The following is a 17,633-nucleotide window of genomic DNA, read 5'->3' on the forward strand; positions in this document are numbered from 1 at the left end:
AGGAGGCCCATGACGATTGACCGGCTCTGGTTCGACCCGACCGAATGGCTCGCCGGCGGGGCCTGGCGCCCAGCGTCGCAGACGCTGCCGGTCGAGGACCCCTCGACGGGGTCCGAGATCGGAGCCCAGGCGAGGGGCGGGACGGCGGAGATCGACGAAGCAGTCGCCGCTGCCGAGGCTGCAAGGACCGGCGACTGGGGCCGCATGACGGCGGCCGAACGCGGCCGCATCCTCATGAAGATCGGCCGCATCGTCGAGACGCGCGCCGAAGACCTCGCGATCCTCGAATCCACCGATGTCGGCAAGCCGCTGAAGCAGGCCCGCGCCGATGTGGCAGCCCTCGCGCGCTACATGGAATTCTACGGCGGCGCGGCCGACAAGGTGATGGGCGACACGATCCCCTATCTCGACGGCTACACCGTCTACACGCTCCGCGAGCCGCATGGCGTCACCGGCCATATCGTGCCCTGGAACTACCCGATGCAGATCATCGGCCGCTCGGTCGGCGCGGCCCTCGCGATGGGCAATGCCTGCGTCTTGAAACCCGCCGAGGAGGCCTCGCTCACCGCCATCGCCTTCGCGCGCATCGCCACCGAGGCGGGCCTGCCTGCCGGTGCGCTGAATGTCGTCCCCGGCCTCGGCGAGGAGGCGGGTGCCGCGCTGTCCGCCCATCCCGGCGTCCAGCATCTGAGCTTCACCGGCTCGGTCGCGGTCGGCCGCCTCGTCCAGGCGGCAGCGGCGCGGAACGTCGTCCCCGTGACGCTGGAGCTTGGCGGCAAGTCGCCCCAGATCGTCTTCGCCGACGCCGATCTGGACGCTGCGCTCCCGTTCCTTGTCAATGCCGGCATCCAGAATGCCGGCCAGACTTGCTCCGCCTCCTCGCGGATCCTCGTCGAGCGGCCGCGATACGCCGAGGTCGTCGACCGCATGGCCGGGCGCTACCGTGCGCTGAAGGTCGGCCGCGCGCGCGACGATCTCGACGTGGGCCCGCTGATCTCGGCGCGCCAGAAAGCCATGGTCGAAAGCTACCTCGCCCGCTCTGACGACCTCACCGTCGCCGCGCGCGGCGAGATCACGGCGAGCGCGCCCCGGGGTGGCCATTACGTCGCGCCCATGCTTTTCGCCGATGTGCGCCCCGACCACGTCCTCGCCCGAGACGAGATCTTCGGGCCCGCGCAGGTCGTGATCCCCTTCGACGACGAGGACGAGGCCGTGGCCATCGCCAACGGCACCGACTACGGGCTCGTCGCCTCGGTCTGGAGCGGGAACGGCGCCCGCCAGATGCGGATGGCGAAGCGGATCCGCGCGGGTCAGGTCTTCATCAACAACTACGGCGCGGGCGGCGGGGTCGAACTGCCCTTCGGCGGCGTCGGCCGCTCCGGCCACGGACGCGAGAAGGGATTCGAGTCGCTCTACGGCTTCTCGGTCCTGAAAACCGTCGCTGCGCGCCACGGCTGAACGCGTCACCGACCGCGATCAGAAGCCTGCGCTTTGCCCTGCCTATCCTGCGGGCGGTTCCGGCTTTCAGGACAATAGAGCCATTGAACACGTCGAACGCCTGCACAAGGGCACCGTCGAGGAACTGGAGGGGCTCCTCAATGCCAAGAACGTGCTCGGCGACCCGATCGGATCGGACCGGGCGACGATCATCCCGATCGCCAGCCACGGCTTCGTCTTCGGTGCCGGCGGCGGCGTGATACAAAAAAGGGCGAGGGCGGCGGCACCGGCGAGCGCGGCCTCGCGCTGTGCTTGATCCGCGCGACGCCCCGGATCGCGCTCGACCTCTGCCCCGACTTCACCGGGCCGTGCTTGACCGGGCGGGCGGAGGTGTCACTGCGGCAAGAACGCGGTTGAGTTCGCGCCCGCAATCGGCAGGCTGGATGGCGGGAGGACGGCGATGCGACTCGAAGGCAAGACGGCGATCGTGACCGGCGCGGGATCGGGCTTCGGCGCGGGCATCGCGCGAAAATTCGCGGCCGAAGGCGCGCAGGTGATGGTGGCCGACATCAACTCCACTGCGGCCGAGGCCATCGCGGCCGAGATCGGCGGCATCGCCCGGCGCGTCGACGTCGCCTCGGCTGAGAGCGTGGCTGAGATGGCCGCGACCGCGACCCATGCCTTCGGCGCGGTCGACATCCTCGTCAACAACGCTGGCGTGACGCATCTGCCCACCCCCTTGGAAGAGGTGAGCGAGGCCGATTTCGACCGGGTCTTCGCCGTGAACTGCAAGGCGGTCTACCTGACGGCAAGGGCGCTCGTCCCGGCGATGAAGATAAGGCGCGCGGGTTCCATTCTCAACGTCGCCTCGACGGCGGGTCTCTCGCCCCGGCCGCGGCTCAACTGGTACAACGCCTCGAAGGGCTGGATGATCACCGCGACGAAGGCGATGGCGGTGGAACTGGCGCCGGCCGGCGTGCGGGTCAACGCGATCTGCCCGGTCGCGGGCGAGACGCCGCTTCTGAAAAGCTTTCTTGGCGAGGACACGCCGGAGGTGCGGGCGAAGTTCCTTTCAACGATCCCGATCGGGCGGTTCTCGACGCCCGAGGACATGGGCAATGCGGCATGCTTTCTCTGTTCAGACGAGGCGGCGATGATCACCGGCGTGGCGCTCGAGGTGGATGGCGGGCGCTGCATCTGAGGGCGGAGCCGGGGGCGCCGCCCGTCGTCCATTGGTTCTCGAACCAATGGCGCACCAACGGACACCCCCCGGGATATTTCGAAGAAGAAGGGGTGGGGCATGAAGGTCGTCAATCTCGCGGAAAAGCTCGCGCAGTTCGATGCGCATTGGCAGCCGAAGGTCGTGGCGGACTACAATGGCAACGACATCATGGTGGTGAAGTTCCGGGGCGAGTTTCCGTTTCATGAGCACCCTGACACCGACGACCTGTTCCTGGTTATCGCGGGTGAGGTGCTCCTCGATGTCGAGGAAGAGACCCATCGGCTGGGTCCGGGCGAGCTGTTTGTCGTGCCGAAGGGGGTGCGCCACCGGCCGCGGTCGGAGCGCGAGGCGCAGGTGCTGCTGATCGAGCCGAAGAACACACCCAATACCGGCGATCCGGCGACGGCGGCGGTGAAGGAGCGGATCTGATGCGGCCGGGGGCGCGCAACCTCATCACCGATGTCGCGGGGCTTGTGGTCGGCAATGCCGAGGACCACGGGCTCCGCTCGGGCGCGACCGTTCTTTCGGGCGCGCGGCCCTTCGTCGCGGCGGTGCATGTGATGGGGGGCGCGCCTGGCACGCGCGAGACCGACCTGCTCGCCCCGGACCGGCTGGTGGGCGAGGTCGATGCGCTGGTCCTGTCGGGCGGCTCGGCCTTCGGGCTCGATGCCTGTTCGGGCGTCGCGGACGGTCTTCGCGCGACGGGGCGCGGCTTTGCCGTGGGCGAAGCGAGGGTGCCGATCGTGCCGGGAGCGATCCTCTTCGACCTCCTGAACGGCGGGGACAAGGACTGGGACGAGAACCCGTACCGGCGGCTTGGCCGGGCGGCGCTGGACGCAGCCGGGGCGGCGTTCGCGCTTGGCACGGCTGGCGCTGGGACGGGGGCCACGGTGCATGGGCTGAAGGGCGGGCTCGGCTCGGCCTCGGCGGTGCTGGACAATGGCGTCACGGTGGGCGCGCTGGTCGCGGTCAACGCGCTCGGCGCGGTGACGGTGGGGGACGGGCCGCAGTTCTGGGCGGCGCCTTGGGAGATGGGCGCGGAATACGGCGGTTTGGGCCTGCCCGGCACCTTCGCCCCCGGCGCCGAGCCGGTGCCCGTAAAGCGCCCCGGCGAGGCCACCACGATCGCCATCGTCGCGACCGATGCCGCGCTCGACCGGGCGCAGGCGCATCGGATGGCGGTCGCGGCGCATGACGGCATGGCGCGGGCGATCGTCCCCGCGCATACGCTCCTCGACGGCGATCTGGTCTTCGCGGCGGCAACCGGGGCGCGGCCGCTCGCCGATCCGGTCGCCGACCTCTTCGCGCTTGGCCATGCCGCCGCGTGCTGCCTCGCCCGCGCCATCGCCCGGGGTGTCCATGCGGCGGAAGCGCGGCCGGGCGACCTCCTGCCGAGCTGGCGGCAGAAGTTCGCTCCCTAGCCGAGGAGCGCCGCCATCAGCGGGTTCCCGGGTGTCTCGAGCCCCTCGATGACGTCGAAATGGTGGCGCTTCGGCTCGATCGTCACCGGGCAGGCCCAGGCATTGCCGAGCCTGCGCGCCTGGTCGAGGAAGGCCGGGCGCTCGTCGCCGCCGACCCAGACATGCACGCTGGTTCCGGAGCGGCGCGGGTGCAGCGCCGGGCTCTCGGCCCGGGCTTCGGCCGCATCGAGCCGCAGATCCGCGTTCATCCCGGTCTCGATCAGCGGCCGCAGGTCGGCCAGCGGCGAGATCGGCACGATCCGGGCGATTCGCTCCGCCACCGGTGCCGACAGCGCGACATCGGCGGAAGCCATGCGCGCCGCGAGATGTCCGCCCGCCGAGTGGCCGGTGAGGACCACGGGACCCGCCACCGCGCCGGCCATCACCGGCAAGGCGGCGGCGATCTCGGCAGTCATTTCCGAGATCCGCGCCCGGGGTGCGAGCGTGTAGGCCGGCATCGCGACGGCCCAGCCGCGCGCCAGAGCGCCGGCGGCGAGATGCGAGAAGTCGCGCGGCCCGAAGGCCAGCCAATAGCCGCCATGGACGAAAACCATCAGCGCCAGAGGCTCCGCCTCGGGCAGAAAAAGGTCAAACCAGCCGGCTTCGGCGGGGCCGTAGCACAAACCGAGCCGCGCCCGCGCCCCGAGTGCCGCGCGGAACGCCACCGCGCGTTCCGCCCAGCGCGGCGGATAATCGGTGCCGCCGGGGATAAACTTTGCATTCGCGTAAGTGTCGTCATATCTCATGTGCGACCACCGCCACCCGGCAGGACGCTGGACTTTCGCGCCGGCCTCGTGCATTTGATCAAATTGCCAATACAGGGGGATTCCATGCTCGATTCCGTCACCGACCTCCGGTCGCTCTTGAAAGACCCGTCGCTTCTGGCCACGCAGGCCTATGTCGCCGGAGAATGGATCGACGCCGACGACGGCGCAACGTTCGAAATCACCAACCCGGCGCGCGGCGACGTGATCTGCACCGTGCCCGATCTTTCCCGCAAGGAGACCGCCCGGGCGATCGCCGCCGCCGACGCGGCGCGCAAGGCCTGGGCCGCCCGCACCGGCAAGGAGCGCGCCGGCGTTCTGCGCAAGTGGCACGACCTGATGGTCGCCAATGCCGACGATCTCGGCGCGATCCTGACCGCCGAGATGGGCAAGCCGCTGGCCGAGGCCAAGGGCGAGATCCTTTACGGCGCCTCCTTCGTCGAGTGGTTCGCCGAGGAAGCCAAGCGGGTCTATGGCGAGACCATCCCCGGTCACCAGCCCGACAAGCGCATCACGGTGATCAAGCAGCCCATCGGGGTCGCGGCCTCGATCACGCCGTGGAACTTCCCGAATGCGATGATCGCCCGGAAAGTGGCCCCGGCGCTCGCGGTGGGCTGCGGCTTTGTCGCGCGGCCGGCAGCCGAGACGCCCTTGTCGGCGCTCGCCATGGCGGTGCTCGCGGAACGCGCCGGGGTTCCGGCGGGGCTCTTCTCGGTCATCACCTCGAAGCGGTCGTCGGACATCGGCAAGGAGTTCTGCGAGAACCCGATCGTCCGGAAGCTCACCTTCACCGGCTCGACCGAGGTCGGCCGGATCCTCCTGCGCCAGGCCGCCGACCAAGTGATGAAATGCTCGATGGAGCTTGGCGGCAACGCGCCCTTCATCGTCTTTGACGACGCCGATCTCGACAAGGCGGTCGAGGGCGCGATGATCTCCAAGTTCCGCAACAACGGCCAGACCTGCGTCTGCGCCAACCGGATCTACGTCCAGGCCGGCGTCTATGACGCCTTCGCCGAGAAGCTCGCGGCGGCGGTGAAGAAGCTCAATGTCGGCGACGGGCTCAAGGACGGCATCACCACCGGCCCCCTGATCAACGAGGCGGCGGTCGAGAAGGTCGAGGAGCATATCGCCGACGCGCTCGCCGGTGGCGGGCAGGTCGTGACCGGCGGCCAGCGCCACGCGCTCGGCGGCACGTTCTTCGAGCCGACGGTCGTCACCGGCATCACGCCGGACATGAAGGTCTCGACCGAGGAGACCTTCGGCCCGCTCGCGCCGCTCTTCCGGTTCGAGACCGAGGAAGAGGTGATCGCGCATGCCAACAACACGATCTTCGGGCTTGCGAGCTACTTCTACGCCCGCGACATCGGCCGCATCACGCGGGTCCAGGAGGCGCTGGAATACGGCATGGTCGGCGTGAACACCGGCCTCATCTCCACCGAGGTCGCACCGTTCGGCGGCGTCAAGCAATCCGGCCTCGGCCGCGAGGGCAGCCATCACGGCGTCGAGGACTACCTCGAGATGAAATACATCTGCCTCTCTGTCTGAGGCGGCAACAGCGTCGGGAACCGGCCGCGGGATGCCTATCCTGCGGCCGGTTTCGTTTTCTGTGAGCGGCGGGTCATCTCCTGTTATCGTATCCTGAGAGGCCCGTTGGTCGGCTTCGCAGACGATTTCGGAGATGTACCCTTGGCCGAGGCACGTCTGACACTCCTGGGCGGGTTCGCCCTGCGGGACGCTCGGGGCGCGGCCTGCGAGATCCCCGGCGCAAAGCCCGTCGGACTGCTCGCCGCGCTGGCGCTCGCGCCCGAAGGGCGGCTCGGCCATGACCAGATCACCGCGCTCCTCTGGAGTGACCGCGCCGCGCCGCAGGCACGCGACAGCCTCAAGCATGCGCTTGCCGACCTCCGTCGCCGCCTCGACGCCGCCGGGCTCGACGCGCTGGATGTCGACCGCCAGTCGGTGCGGCTCGACCTCGGCCGGATCGCCGTCGACGCGTGCGAGTTCAAGGCCCTCGCCGCCGCCGCGGACCCCAAGGCGAAGTCACGGGCGCTGGAACTCTACGGGGGTGAGCTTCTCCACGGCGTCAGCGTGCGCGACCCGGCCTTCGACGACTGGCTCCGGCAGGAGCGCGCCACCTGCGCGGCGCTGGCGGAATCGACGGCGGCCATGCTCCTTGCCGATGCGGAGGCCGGGGCGGATAGCGCGGCGGTCCGCGAGGCCGCGACGCGGCTCCTCGGCCTCGATCCCTTGCGCGAGGACGCCGTGCGTGCACTCATGCGCCTGCACGCCGAAGCTGGCGAGCGGGCGACCGCGCTCCGCTGCTTCGAGGAATTGCGCGAACGGCTGACGGCCAACCTGCAGATCGAGCCTGCCCCGGAGACCGCGGCCCTTGGCGCCGCGATCCGCGAGGGCCGGATCGCGGTCAGCGTCACCGCAGCCGACCTGCCGCTGCCCGACCGCCCGTCCATCGCGGTGCTTCCCTTCCACACCCTCCCAGACGACCACGACCAGGCCTATTTTGCTGACGGCGTCGTGGAGGACGTCATCAACGCGCTCTCGCGCTACCGCTGGTTTTTCGTGATCAACCGCAACTCGAGCTTCGCCTTCCGTAACAGCGATCTGCCGATCAGAGAAATCGGCCAGAAACTCGGTGTCCGTTATGTCGTGACCGGCAGCCTGCGGCGTGCCGGGAGCCGCATCCGGCTCTCGGCCGCGCTGATCGAGGCGGATACCGGAATCCAGCTCTGGGGGGATCACTTCGACCGCGACCTGACCGACATCTTTGCCCTTCAGGACGAGCTGACGCGCCGGATCGTCGGTGCCATCGAGCCGGAGCTTCTGGTTGGCGAGGCCCGCCGCGCGCTCGACCGCTCGCCCGGCCAGCTTGCCGCCTATGACTGCCACATGAAGGGGATGTGGTTTCACAACCGGCAGCAGGGCGCCGAGGATTTCGCGCAGGCACTCCACTGGCAGCGCCGCGCGATCGAGCTCGATCCCGGGCTTGCGCGCGCCTACATGGTTCTGGCGCGCACGCTCTATGCGCGGAGCCTATTCGGCTTCAGCGACGATATCGCCCGAGACCGCGCCGAGCTGATGGCGGCGGCGGAGAAGGCCGTGGCGCTGGAAGAGGGGGACGGCTATTCGCACTACGCAATGAGCCTCGCCTGCCTGATGGACGAACGCCCGGTCGAGGCGCTGGCCGCGGCGGAACGCGCGGCCGCGCTCAACCCGAACCTGGCTCTGGCGCAGAACGCACTTGGCTGGACCCGCATCACCAACGGCCTTTTCGCCGAGGCGCTCGACCCGCTCGAGACCGCGCTCCGCCTCAGCCCGCGCGATCCCCTGACCTATCTGTTCCTGAGCCGCATCGGTCTCGCCCACTACCACCTACGCGACTACGGCAAGGCGCTGGAGTTCTCGCGGAAGGCCTTCGCGCTCCGGCGGCAGCCGTTCATCGCACTGGTCATCCTCGCGTGCCTCGGGCAGCTCGGCAGCCCGGAGGCCGAGCCGGTGCGGCAACAGCTTGCCGCGCTCGCGCCGGCCGGCGACCGGGACTATTGGCGGTTGCTGTTCGTCTACTCCGATCCGGCCGACGAGGACCATTTGCGCGACGGGCTGCGAAAGGCCGGTCTCGACGCGTTCCCGGAACCGAGCCAGTCCCGCAAGGCACCGAGCGCGCAGATCAGGCGGTAGACCGACCGTTGCGCCCCGGGCATCCGCTCGGCGCCATGGCTCTTCGTGCCGTTCGCGACGATTTCCCACGGCAGGAGCGGGATCTGCGTCATCCGGTCGGTTTCGCGGGGGGCTGTGTTTTTGCTGAGCATCGCTTCGTCTCCTGTTATCGTGAGGGCCTGTGCCATCTGTAAAACCCAGCATGCGCCCGGATGCGGGAGCGGGACGGGAACGCGGCGGGAAACGATCGGGAAATCGGCACCGAAGAAGGGGAAATCGCATCGTGGCCGAGGCAACCCTTTCGATTCTTGGAGGTTTCGCCCTCACCGACACGGCCGGTGGCGACTGCGCACCGGCCGGTGCCAAGCCGCGCGCCCTGCTCGCGGCGCTCGCCCTCGCCCCCGATGGCCGCCTCGGGCACGACCAGATCGCAGCACTCCTGTGGAGCGACCGCGCGGCGCCACAGGCACGCGACAGCCTGAAACACGCTCTGGCGGGGCTGCGCCGGGTGCTTGATCCGCTCGCGCCGGGCCTCCTTGACAGCGACCGTCACTCGGTAAGGCTTGATCTCACGCGGCTTGCCGTGGACGCCGTTGACTTTCGGCGCCTCGCCGCGGCGGAGGACGGCGCCGGCTGGGCCGAAGGCCTCGCTCTCTATCGCGGCGACCTTCTCGACGGGATCGCGGCGCGAGATCCGGCCTTTGACGACTGGCTGCGGCAGGGACGGCTGGAATTCAGCGCCATAGCCGAGTCGCTGGCGGCACGTCTCATGGCCTCGGCCGAAACCGAGGGCGACGGTGAGGTCACCCGCTCCGCCGCGATGCGTCTGCTCGTCCTCGATCCATTGCGCGAAGAAGCGGTGCGCGCGCTGATGCGGCTCCACGCCGCGCAGGGCGAACGCGCGGCAGCGCTGCGGCTCTTTGCCGAACTGCGCGACCGGCTGGCCGAGGAGGTGCAGGCCGAGCCGGACGGCGACACCGTGGCGCTGGAAGCGGAGATCCGCACCGGTGCGGGCCGGGCACCGGGTGCCGCGGCGCCCTACCCGCCGCTGCCCGACCGCCCGTCGATCGCGGTGCTGCCGTTCGCCAATCTCTCGGGCGATCCCGATCAGGACTATTTCGCCGACGGAATCGTCGAGGAGATCATCACTGCGCTGTCGCGCATCCGCTGGCTTTTCGTGATCGCCCGCAGTTCCAGCTTCACCTATCGCGGCCGCGCCGTCGACGTGAAGCAGATCGCCCGCGAGCAGGGGGTGCGCTACGTCCTGGAAGGCAGCCTGCGCCGGGCGGCCGATCAGGTTCGGATCACCGCCCGGCTCGTCGACGCCAGGACCGGCCTACAGCTCTGGGCCGACAGCTTCGACGGGGTCATGAGCGACATCTTCGACCTGCAGGGCCGGATTACCGCCCGCGTCGTCGGCGAGATCGCGCCCCGTATCGAGGAGGCCGAGATCGACCGGGCGACGCAGAAGCCGACAGCCCGGCTCGATGCCTACGACTATTACCTGCGCGGGCTCTCCTCGGTGCACCTGTGGACGCGGGACGGCAACGCGACGGCCATCGCGATGTTCGGCGAGGCGGTCAAGCGCGACCCGGATTTCGCGGCCGCCTACGGAATGGCGGTGCGCTGCCATTCGCAGCGCAAGGCCTGCGGTTGGGTCACCGATCCCGCCGCCGAGAAGCGCGCGGTCCGCGACCTCGCGGCGCGGGCGATCGCGACAGGCGGCGGGGATGCCGTCGCGCTCACGACGGCGGGGCTCGGCCTTGCCTTCGTCTGCGGCGAGATCGGCGGCGGCGGGTCGCTGATCGCGCGCGGGCTGGAGCTCAATCCCAACCTCGCCATGGCCTGGGGGTTCAGCGGCTGGATCAATGCCTGGGCGGGCCAGCCGGAGGAGGCAATCGCGGACCTTTCTCGCGCAATCCGTCTCAGCCCGCACGACCCCCATGCCGCGACGACCCACGGGGCGATGGCCTGCGCCCATTTCTTCGCCGAGCGGGACGACGAGGCCGTCCATTGGGCGGAAAGCTCGATCCGGCTGCGGCCGAGCTACCAGGTCGCGCATTGCATCCTCGCCGCCGCACTCGCCCGGTCCGGCCGGGCCGAGGACGCGCGGCAGGTCGTCGAGAGGCTCCGCCTGAGCGATCCGGGTCTGCGCATTGCGACCCTGCTCGAGGCGTATCCGTTCCAGCGCCCGCGCGACGCGGCGCGGCTCTCTGACGGGCTGGCCACCGCCGGCCTGCAGGAATGATGCGCTGAGGGGTCAGAACCAGCCAGCCGCGCGTAAGGACTTCTCGAACGACCGCCCGACCGGGATCACCGTCCCATCGGTCGCGACAAGAGAACGTTTGCGGTTTTCCAGGAGCGTCTCCGCGACCGCGGCGCGCGACACCCACCAGGACCGGTGGACCTGCAAGCCTTCGCACCCGGCGAGATCCTCGACCGCGTCGCTCATCCGGTGCAGCACGAGGCCGTCGCCCGAGTCCGTGTGCACCCGGAGGTAGTGATCCTCCATCTGCAGGTACCGGATCACACCCGTCAGCCCGTCGGGCCGCCGCCGCAGCATGCCGACGGTCGGCAGCGTCGGGCCGGGATCCGGTGAGGCGTCCGGCACCACGTCCGGCTGCTCGGTGCCGAGGACCGGCCAGCGCTCGATCAGGACGTACTGGATCACCGAGAAGACGGTGTTGATGACCACCACGTTGAGATAGGTGGCCCAGGGCGCCGGCAATCCGGCGTCAGGCGCGACGATCGTCTCCATCAGCCAGCGCACCTGGAACGTCAGCGGCACCGCCCCGAGAAAGGCCGAGGCCAGAAGCAGCGCCCAGCCCGGCCAGTTTCCGGCCCCGAAGGACGCACGCACCCCGCGCGCGATCAGGATCATCTGCAGCCAGCCGAGCGTGACCGAGGCAGTCCAGAACAGCATGAGCCCGCGCAGGTCTTCCCCCGCGCGCACCGCGTCCCCGGCCTGCCAGACCATGAAGGCCGCCGTCGAGAGAATCGCGATCAGGTAGCGCAGGGAGACGCTGTCGAGGATCCGTTGCGCTGCGGATCGGGGAGAGGGGTCGGTACGGTTCACGCTTCGCGAAGCGTACCACCGGCGGGATTGGCGAAACAACCGTGCCGGATCACGAAAGCCGGCTGGAACGGGCCGGGCGAGGACGCCAGAGCTGCCTCCATCGCAACCGGCATCCACTCGGACGAAAGGACATCAAGTGAAACAGAAGCTTGCGCTCTGCGCCCTGATCGCGGCACTCGGCACCGGCGCCGCGTCGGCCGCCGACATCGACCTCACCATCACCGGCTTCGGCGACGACACCGGCCTCGCACGCATCGTCGTGATGGACGGCGAGGCCGGCTATCGCGGCGAGATCCCGGTCGCCCGGATAGCCTCGGTCCCGATCCGCGCCGGTCGCGCCGAGTGGCGGGCGGACGACCTGCTGCCCGGCCGCTACGCGATCATCGCCCATCACGACCGCGACGGGGACGGCGCGCTCAACCGCCCGTTCCTCGGCCTGCCGCAGGAGCCCTACGGCTATTCGAACGGCGTCTGGACGAGCTTCGGCCTGCCCGATTGGGAGGCGGTCGCCGTCGATCTCGGCGAAGCGCCGGTCCGGCAGGCGATCCGGCTGCGCATGAATGCTTTCGCGGCCGTCTCGCAGATGGCGCTTGTCGGGCTTCCCGCGCTTGTCGCGGTGTTCGGCGCACTCGCTTTGCTGCGGCGGCTGCGCCGCACGGCAACGATCTGACCATTCTGGAACAGGAGAGAACCATGACCCGTGAAACGCTCATTCGCGCCGGTGCCGCCGGCATGATCGTCGCCGGTGCGGCGCTCGGCTATTCCTATGTCTCGCATCCGCACCACATGACACCCGAGACCATCGCCAGCCCCGGCTGGATCGCGATCCACGCGCTCTTCGCGCTGTCGCTCGTGCTCGGCCTGCTTGGCACGACCGCGCTCTATGCCGCGACGGCTCTGCGCAGCGGGGCGCTTGGTCTCGCCGGCTATGTGACGCTCTTCGTCGGCATGATGATGATCTTCGGCCTCGACTACTACGAGGTGCTGATCGCGCCCTACCTGGCGCTTCACTATCCCGCGGTCATCTCCGATCACGGCGCCGGCGACGCGATGGGCGCCGTGGCCGTGGCCTTTCCGCTGGCCGGCCTGCTCGCGGTCCTTGGCTACGCGGCCCTCGGTGCTGCCTGGCTCCGTGCCGGGATCATGCCGCGCGTGCCCGCCGTGGCGCTGATCGTCGCCGCGCTCGCCTTCGGCGCCGGGCTGAGTCCCCTTGGCGGTCTCGTGGCGGCACGGATCACGGCGGCGGCTTTCGGCCTCGCGCTGATCGCGATCGGGGCCGCCGCGTGGCGCGCCGCCGCGACCCGGAGGGCGGAGGCGTGACGGGCGCGTTCGGCACCGAAATGCCGATGGTTATCGAATAACCGAGGCCCGATGTTGCCTATCATGCGCGCCGGCTCCATTGCTGCCACATATTCGATCTCAACGAGGGAATCCCGATGCTGCACAAGTTCCGCACCTCCGCCATCGCCGCGCTCCTGATCGCTTCCACGGCCGCCGCACCCGCAAGCGCCTGGGGCCAGCGCGAGCAGGACATGCTCAAGGGCGCCGCCGCCGCGGCGGCGGTGGGCTACCTGCTGATGAACTCGCGCGCCAAGGCCCAGCAGCCGGCCCGCGCGCAGACCAGCTACCGGCAACCGCAGACCAGTTATTACCAGCCGCAGACGAGCTACCGGCAGCCGCAGACCAGCTACCGGCAGCCGCAGTCCAGCTATAACCCGCAGCCGACCTACCAGCAGCCCGCGCGCTACGAGCAGCCGAGCTACGGTTCCTCGGACGTCTATTCGACCCCGGCCGGACGCGCCTTCAACAGCTATCCGCTCTCGGATCGCCGCCGCATCCAGGCGCGTCTGTCCGAGTGGGGCTACTACAACGGCGGCATCGACGGCTCGTTCGGCCCGATGACCTACCGTGCCGTCACCGCCTTCGCCGGCGACTCGCAGGGCACGACCGAGCTTACCACGGTGGCCGGCGCCTACGACTTCTACGGCCGACTTCTGCGCTGAAGCCTCCCGGTCGGGAGGCCAGCGCTTCCCGGCAGGATGAGACACCAGAGCGGCGGGCGCATGTCGATCGCGCCCGCCGCCCCCCTTGGCAGAGCCGCAGCGCCGGCACTCTCCCCGCGCCCCGAGGGCGGCCCCCACCGGTTCGGCGTGAAATATTTCCCACCACCGCCAAGGATTGACGCCCCGCCCGCGTCATAGTTCCGTCATGCGCATGCAAACCCCGGACGAAGAGCTGGCCGAAGCCGCCGCAGGAGGAGACCGCAACGCCTTCGCGGCGCTTCTCGCGCGGCATTACGACCGGCTCCACGGCCTGTCGTTCCGCCTGACCGGCAGCCGGACCGAGGCCGAGGATCTCGCGCAGGACATCTGCCTCGCGCTCCCGGCGAAACTCGGGAGCTACCGGCGCGAGGCGCGGTTCACGACCTGGCTCTACCGGGTCACGGTGAATGCCGCGCATGACCGCCGCCGCCGCATGGCCGCCCACGCGAGGGCTGCCGACGGCTGGGGTGATTGGGAAATCAACCGCCGGGCCGGGATCGCCGAGGCGGCGGAGGCCGGGGACTGGCTCGCCGCGACCATGGCGCGGCTCTCGCCGGAACTGCGCGACACCGTCGCGCTCACGCTCGGGGAGGAACTGAGCCAGAAGGAGGCCGCCGAGGTGCTCGGGCTGTCCGAAGGCACGGTCGCCTGGCGGATGAGCGAAGTGAAGAAGCGCCTGCGCGAGATGGCGCGGGCGGAGGGCATGCTATGACCGACGATCTCGACCGCCTGCGCACCGCGTTGAAGTCGCACCCCGCCCCCGACGGGGCGGCGAAGGCCGAAGCCCTGCGGCTGGCGATGGAAAATTTCGATCGCCACCAAGAAAGCGCCAAAGCGTCGCGTCCCATTCAGGACCGCCCCGACCGGGCGGGTGTCCTGCAAGGAGTACGCGAGATGATTTCGAGACTGACCACGAGACCGGCACTGGCCGCCACCGCCTCGGTCGTCGCCATCGGCGTGGCGATCGCCGTCTACCCCGAACTGCGGCGGAGCGTTCCGGCGCCGTCCCCCGTCACCACGGCGACCAGCGAGGCCGAGATCGGCGAGACCCGCGCGCGGCAATCCTCCCCCGAGGTCGGACGGGACGACCGCACCGCCCTCGACAACCTTGCCACCCTGACTGAGCCCACCGCGCCAGCCATAACCGCGCCCCCCCGGCCGGAACCCGCCCCGGAAGCCGACGCTCTCGCCGACATGCCCATCGCACCCGCGGCGCCCCCCCTGCGGAAGGAGGCCGCCGCCGCGCAGAGCGGCATCGTGGCCGAGGAAGCGTTCCGGCCCTCACCCTCCGGCGATGTCGCGGGCTACGCCCTGCCCGAGGCCGAGCCGGTGCTGGCACCGGCGCCGCTCACCGAGGCCTATCCCGAAGCCGACCCCAATCCGGTGAAGGTCACCGCCGAGGAGCCGGTATCGACCTTCTCCATAGACACCGACACGGCCTCCTACGCGGTGGTCCGCTCCTCGCTCACCAACGGCTATCTGCCGCCCGCCGAGGCCGTGCGGGTCGAGGAGATGGTGAACTACTTCCCCTATGCCTACCCCGCGCCGGGGGAGGGCGACGCCCCGTTCCGCGCCTCGGTAAGCCTCTTCGAGACGCCGTGGAACGCCGAGACAAGGCTTCTGCGCATCGGCCTGCAGGGCGAGCTTCCCGCGACCGACGACCGGCCGCCCCTCGACCTCGTCTTCCTGATCGACACCTCGGGCTCGATGGACGATCCGAAGAAACTGCCGCTCCTGAAGCAGTCGCTCGCGCTGATGCTCGGCGAGTTGCGCCCCGAGGACCGGATCGCGATCGTCACCTATGCCGGCTCCGCCGGCCTCGTGCTGGAACCCACCGAAGCCGCCGACCGCGCCACGATCCTCGCGGCCCTCGACCGGCTCGACGCGGGCGGCTCGACCGCCGGGGCGGAGGGCCTGCAACAGGCCTATCAGACCGCCGAGAGCATGGCCGAGAACGGCCGGATCGGCCGCATCCTTCTGGCCACCGACGGCGACTTCAACGTCGGCATCCACGACCCCGAAGAGCTGAAGCACCTCATCGCCAGGAAACGCGAGAGCGGCATCTACCTTTCGGTCCTCGGCTTCGGTCGCGGCAATCTCGACGACGCGACGATGCAGGCGCTGGCCCAGAACGGCAACGGCACGGCGGCCTATATCGACACGCTCGCCGAGGCGCAGAAGGTGCTCGTCGACCAGCTTTCCGGCGCCCTCTTCCCCATCGCCGACGACGTGAAGATCCAGATCGAGTTCAACCCCGCGGCCGTCGCCGAATACCGGCTGATCGGCTACGAGACCCGCGCCCTCGCGCGCGAGGATTTCAACAACGACCGGGTCGACGCCGGCGAGATCGGCGCGGGCCACCAGGTGACCGCGCTCTACGAGATCACCCCGGTCGGCAGCCCTGCGCGCCAGACCGACCCCCTGCGCTACGCCGAGCAGCAACTGGCCGGCGACGCAGCCGAACTTGGCTTTCTCAAGCTGCGCTACAAGGCGCCGGGCGCGGCGACCTCGCGGCTGATCGAGACGCCGATCCCGATCGCGCCCGCCGAGGCCGAAAGCGACGCTCGCTTCGCCGCCGCGATCGCCGGCATGGGCCAGCTTCTCTCAGACCCGAAATACCTCGGGCAATGGGGCTGGGACGACGCCATCGCGCTTGCCGCCGGCGCCAGGGGAGACGACCCCTATGGCTACCGTGCCGAGGCGGTGCAGCTCATGCGGCTGGCCCAGAGCCTCTCGCGCTAAGGCAGCCTTCGGATCACGGCCGGGAGGGACGCTTGCCGGCCCTCCAGTCCCGCACCTGGTCGCTCAGCCCGTCATGGTCGCCCATCGGGCGGACGGGCGCATCCTCCCACCAATCGTCCCGCAGGGGCCTTTGTTCCGGATTGCGCGGATAGACGATGCGGTTCTCGCCCTTGGACGCCTCGCCCACGACAAGCAGCCGCACCTCGGCATCGGTATTGTTGATGAAGGTATGGCACTGTCCGGTTCCGGCCGGAAATCCGACGGCATCGCCGGGCGCAAGCCGGTGCAGATGACCGTCGAGCCAGACATCGGGCGTACCCTCGATGACGTAAACGAACTCCTCCTCGGCACTTTCGGCATGCGGGTAGGAGGTTCGGCGGCCGGGCAGAAGGCGTTCGTGATGGATACCGATCATTGTCAGCCCGAAATGCCGGCCGAACGGCGCGCCGATGGCGAGCCTTTCGTCGTCACCATCGTAGCAGGTCGTATCCCCCGCCTCGATCTCGCGCCAATGCGCGATGCAGTCCGGGCGTTCGTCTGCCGGCATCTTCGGAGCCTCCTTGGCCGTTACCCCCGGCAGCGTAGACGCGGCCGTCCAAAAGCAGAAGGGGCGCCGTCGGCGCCCCCCTTGTTTCACTCTTTGACGAATGTTCAGGCCTTCTCGACCGCCTTCGCCTCGACCGTATCGCCCCTGGCGATCTCGATCCGGCGCGGTTTCAGCGCCTCGGGAACTTCGCGGACGAGATCGACATGCAGCATGCCGTCGACATGCACAGCGTTCGTCACCTTGACGTGCTCGGCCAGCGCGAAGCGGCGCTCGAACGCGCGGGTCGCGATGCCGCGGTGCAGGTAGGTCTTGGCCTCGTCCTCGGCGGCCTTGCGGGCCGAGACGATCAGCGCGCCGTCCTTGACCTCGACATTCAGCTCATCGCCCGAGAATCCGGCGACGGCGATGGAGATGCGGTAGGCATTCTCGTCGGTCTTTTCGATGTTGTACGGCGGATAGGTCGGCTGGGCCACGTCGGCCGACAGGACCCGGTCCATCAGGTCGGCGACGCGGTCGAATCCGACGGTCGCGCGGTAAAGCGGGGTGAAATCATAGGTTCGCATGGTCATCCTCCATTGAGCGATGTCTCTCGCCCTCCCTCCTCGGGACGAGCGATTGATGATCCGGAGCCCTCAAGCGGCACCCCGGCAAACATCACATGTGAAGGCTTT

At 69.6% G+C, this 17,633-nt stretch carries 16 protein-coding genes; 12 read left to right on the plus strand and 4 right to left on the minus strand.

From position 1 onward, the window contains the following. Positions 1-9 precede the first annotated feature (9 nt). The 4 genes from R5H32_RS11280 (at position 10) to R5H32_RS11295 (ending at position 4,080) form a co-directional block, all read left to right on the plus strand. On the plus strand, positions 10-1,458 hold the full coding sequence (locus tag R5H32_RS11280; RefSeq protein ID WP_318338780.1) for an aldehyde dehydrogenase family protein: 1,449 nt from the start codon (positions 10-12) through the stop codon (positions 1,456-1,458). A gap of 439 nt (positions 1,459-1,897) precedes the next feature. Further along, entirely contained in the window at positions 1,898-2,638 is a 741-nt protein-coding gene (locus tag R5H32_RS11285; RefSeq protein WP_318338781.1) for an SDR family oxidoreductase, read from the plus strand. 99 nt (positions 2,639-2,737) lie between these two features. Next, positions 2,738-3,088, plus strand: coding sequence for a cupin domain-containing protein (locus tag R5H32_RS11290; RefSeq protein WP_318338782.1), 351 nt, complete (start codon positions 2,738-2,740; stop codon positions 3,086-3,088). Further along, on the plus strand, positions 3,088-4,080 hold the full coding sequence (locus R5H32_RS11295) for a P1 family peptidase (protein ID WP_318338783.1): 993 nt from the start codon (positions 3,088-3,090) through the stop codon (positions 4,078-4,080). Before R5H32_RS11290 ends, R5H32_RS11295 begins: the two co-directional genes overlap by 1 nt. On the opposite strand, the gene R5H32_RS11300 is transcribed toward R5H32_RS11295, so the two are convergent. Next, positions 4,077-4,865, minus strand: coding sequence for an alpha/beta hydrolase (locus R5H32_RS11300; RefSeq protein ID WP_318338784.1), 789 nt, complete (start codon positions 4,863-4,865; stop codon positions 4,077-4,079). The genes R5H32_RS11295 and R5H32_RS11300 overlap by 4 nt on opposite strands. An 84-nt stretch (positions 4,866-4,949) precedes the next feature. Here R5H32_RS11300 and R5H32_RS11305 point away from each other — a divergent pair, with 84 nt between their 5' ends. The 3 genes from R5H32_RS11305 to R5H32_RS11315 all read left to right on the plus strand — a co-directional run bounded on the left by R5H32_RS11305 (position 4,950) and on the right by R5H32_RS11315 (position 10,803). Next, on the plus strand, positions 4,950-6,428 hold the full coding sequence (locus tag R5H32_RS11305; protein WP_318338785.1) for an NAD-dependent succinate-semialdehyde dehydrogenase: 1,479 nt from the start codon (positions 4,950-4,952) through the stop codon (positions 6,426-6,428). A gap of 141 nt (positions 6,429-6,569) precedes the next feature. Continuing rightward, the gene (locus R5H32_RS11310) at positions 6,570-8,576 is read left to right on the plus strand and encodes a BTAD domain-containing putative transcriptional regulator (protein ID WP_318338786.1); all 2,007 of its coding nucleotides are present in this window, start codon (positions 6,570-6,572) and stop codon (positions 8,574-8,576) included. Between the two features lie 262 nt (positions 8,577-8,838). Continuing rightward, positions 8,839-10,803, plus strand: a complete 1,965-nt coding sequence (locus tag R5H32_RS11315) for a BTAD domain-containing putative transcriptional regulator (protein ID WP_318338787.1) — start codon at positions 8,839-8,841, stop codon at positions 10,801-10,803. Between the two features lie 12 nt (positions 10,804-10,815). On the opposite strand, the gene R5H32_RS11320 is transcribed toward R5H32_RS11315, so the two are convergent. Then, entirely contained in the window at positions 10,816-11,631 is an 816-nt protein-coding gene (locus R5H32_RS11320) for a LytTR family DNA-binding domain-containing protein (RefSeq protein WP_318338788.1), read from the minus strand. 136 nt (positions 11,632-11,767) lie between these two features. Here R5H32_RS11320 and R5H32_RS11325 point away from each other — a divergent pair, with 136 nt between their 5' ends. From R5H32_RS11325 to R5H32_RS11345, 5 genes are all read left to right on the plus strand, one after another. Continuing rightward, positions 11,768-12,301: a DUF2141 domain-containing protein gene (locus R5H32_RS11325; protein ID WP_318338789.1), complete on the plus strand. Its 534-nt coding sequence runs from the start codon at positions 11,768-11,770 to the stop codon at positions 12,299-12,301. A gap of 23 nt (positions 12,302-12,324) precedes the next feature. Beyond that, positions 12,325-12,951 carry a hypothetical protein gene (locus tag R5H32_RS11330; RefSeq protein ID WP_318338790.1) on the plus strand — a complete coding sequence of 209 codons (627 nt, stop codon included), beginning with the start codon at positions 12,325-12,327 and terminating at the stop codon, positions 12,949-12,951. 116 nt (positions 12,952-13,067) lie between these two features. Next, complete coding sequence (locus R5H32_RS11335; RefSeq protein ID WP_318338791.1) at positions 13,068-13,634, plus strand: peptidoglycan-binding domain-containing protein; 567 nt, start codon at positions 13,068-13,070, stop codon at positions 13,632-13,634. 211 nt (positions 13,635-13,845) lie between these two features. Further along, positions 13,846-14,385, plus strand: coding sequence for an RNA polymerase sigma factor (locus tag R5H32_RS11340; protein WP_318338902.1), 540 nt, complete (start codon positions 13,846-13,848; stop codon positions 14,383-14,385). Next, on the plus strand, positions 14,382-16,415 hold the full coding sequence (locus tag R5H32_RS11345) for a vWA domain-containing protein (RefSeq protein WP_318338792.1): 2,034 nt from the start codon (positions 14,382-14,384) through the stop codon (positions 16,413-16,415). Before R5H32_RS11340 ends, R5H32_RS11345 begins: the two co-directional genes overlap by 4 nt. A gap of 13 nt (positions 16,416-16,428) precedes the next feature. On the opposite strand, the gene R5H32_RS11350 is transcribed toward R5H32_RS11345, so the two are convergent. Then, positions 16,429-16,962, minus strand: a complete 534-nt coding sequence (locus tag R5H32_RS11350) for a cupin domain-containing protein (protein WP_318338793.1) — start codon at positions 16,960-16,962, stop codon at positions 16,429-16,431. A 104-nt stretch (positions 16,963-17,066) separates the two neighbouring features. Continuing rightward, positions 17,067-17,525: an Hsp20 family protein gene (locus R5H32_RS11355; protein WP_318338794.1), complete on the minus strand. Its 459-nt coding sequence runs from the start codon at positions 17,523-17,525 to the stop codon at positions 17,067-17,069. Positions 17,526-17,633: the final 108 nt, after the last annotated feature.

Source organism: Defluviimonas sp. D31 (genome assembly GCF_033436765.1).
GTDB lineage: Bacteria > Pseudomonadota > Alphaproteobacteria > Rhodobacterales > Rhodobacteraceae > Albidovulum.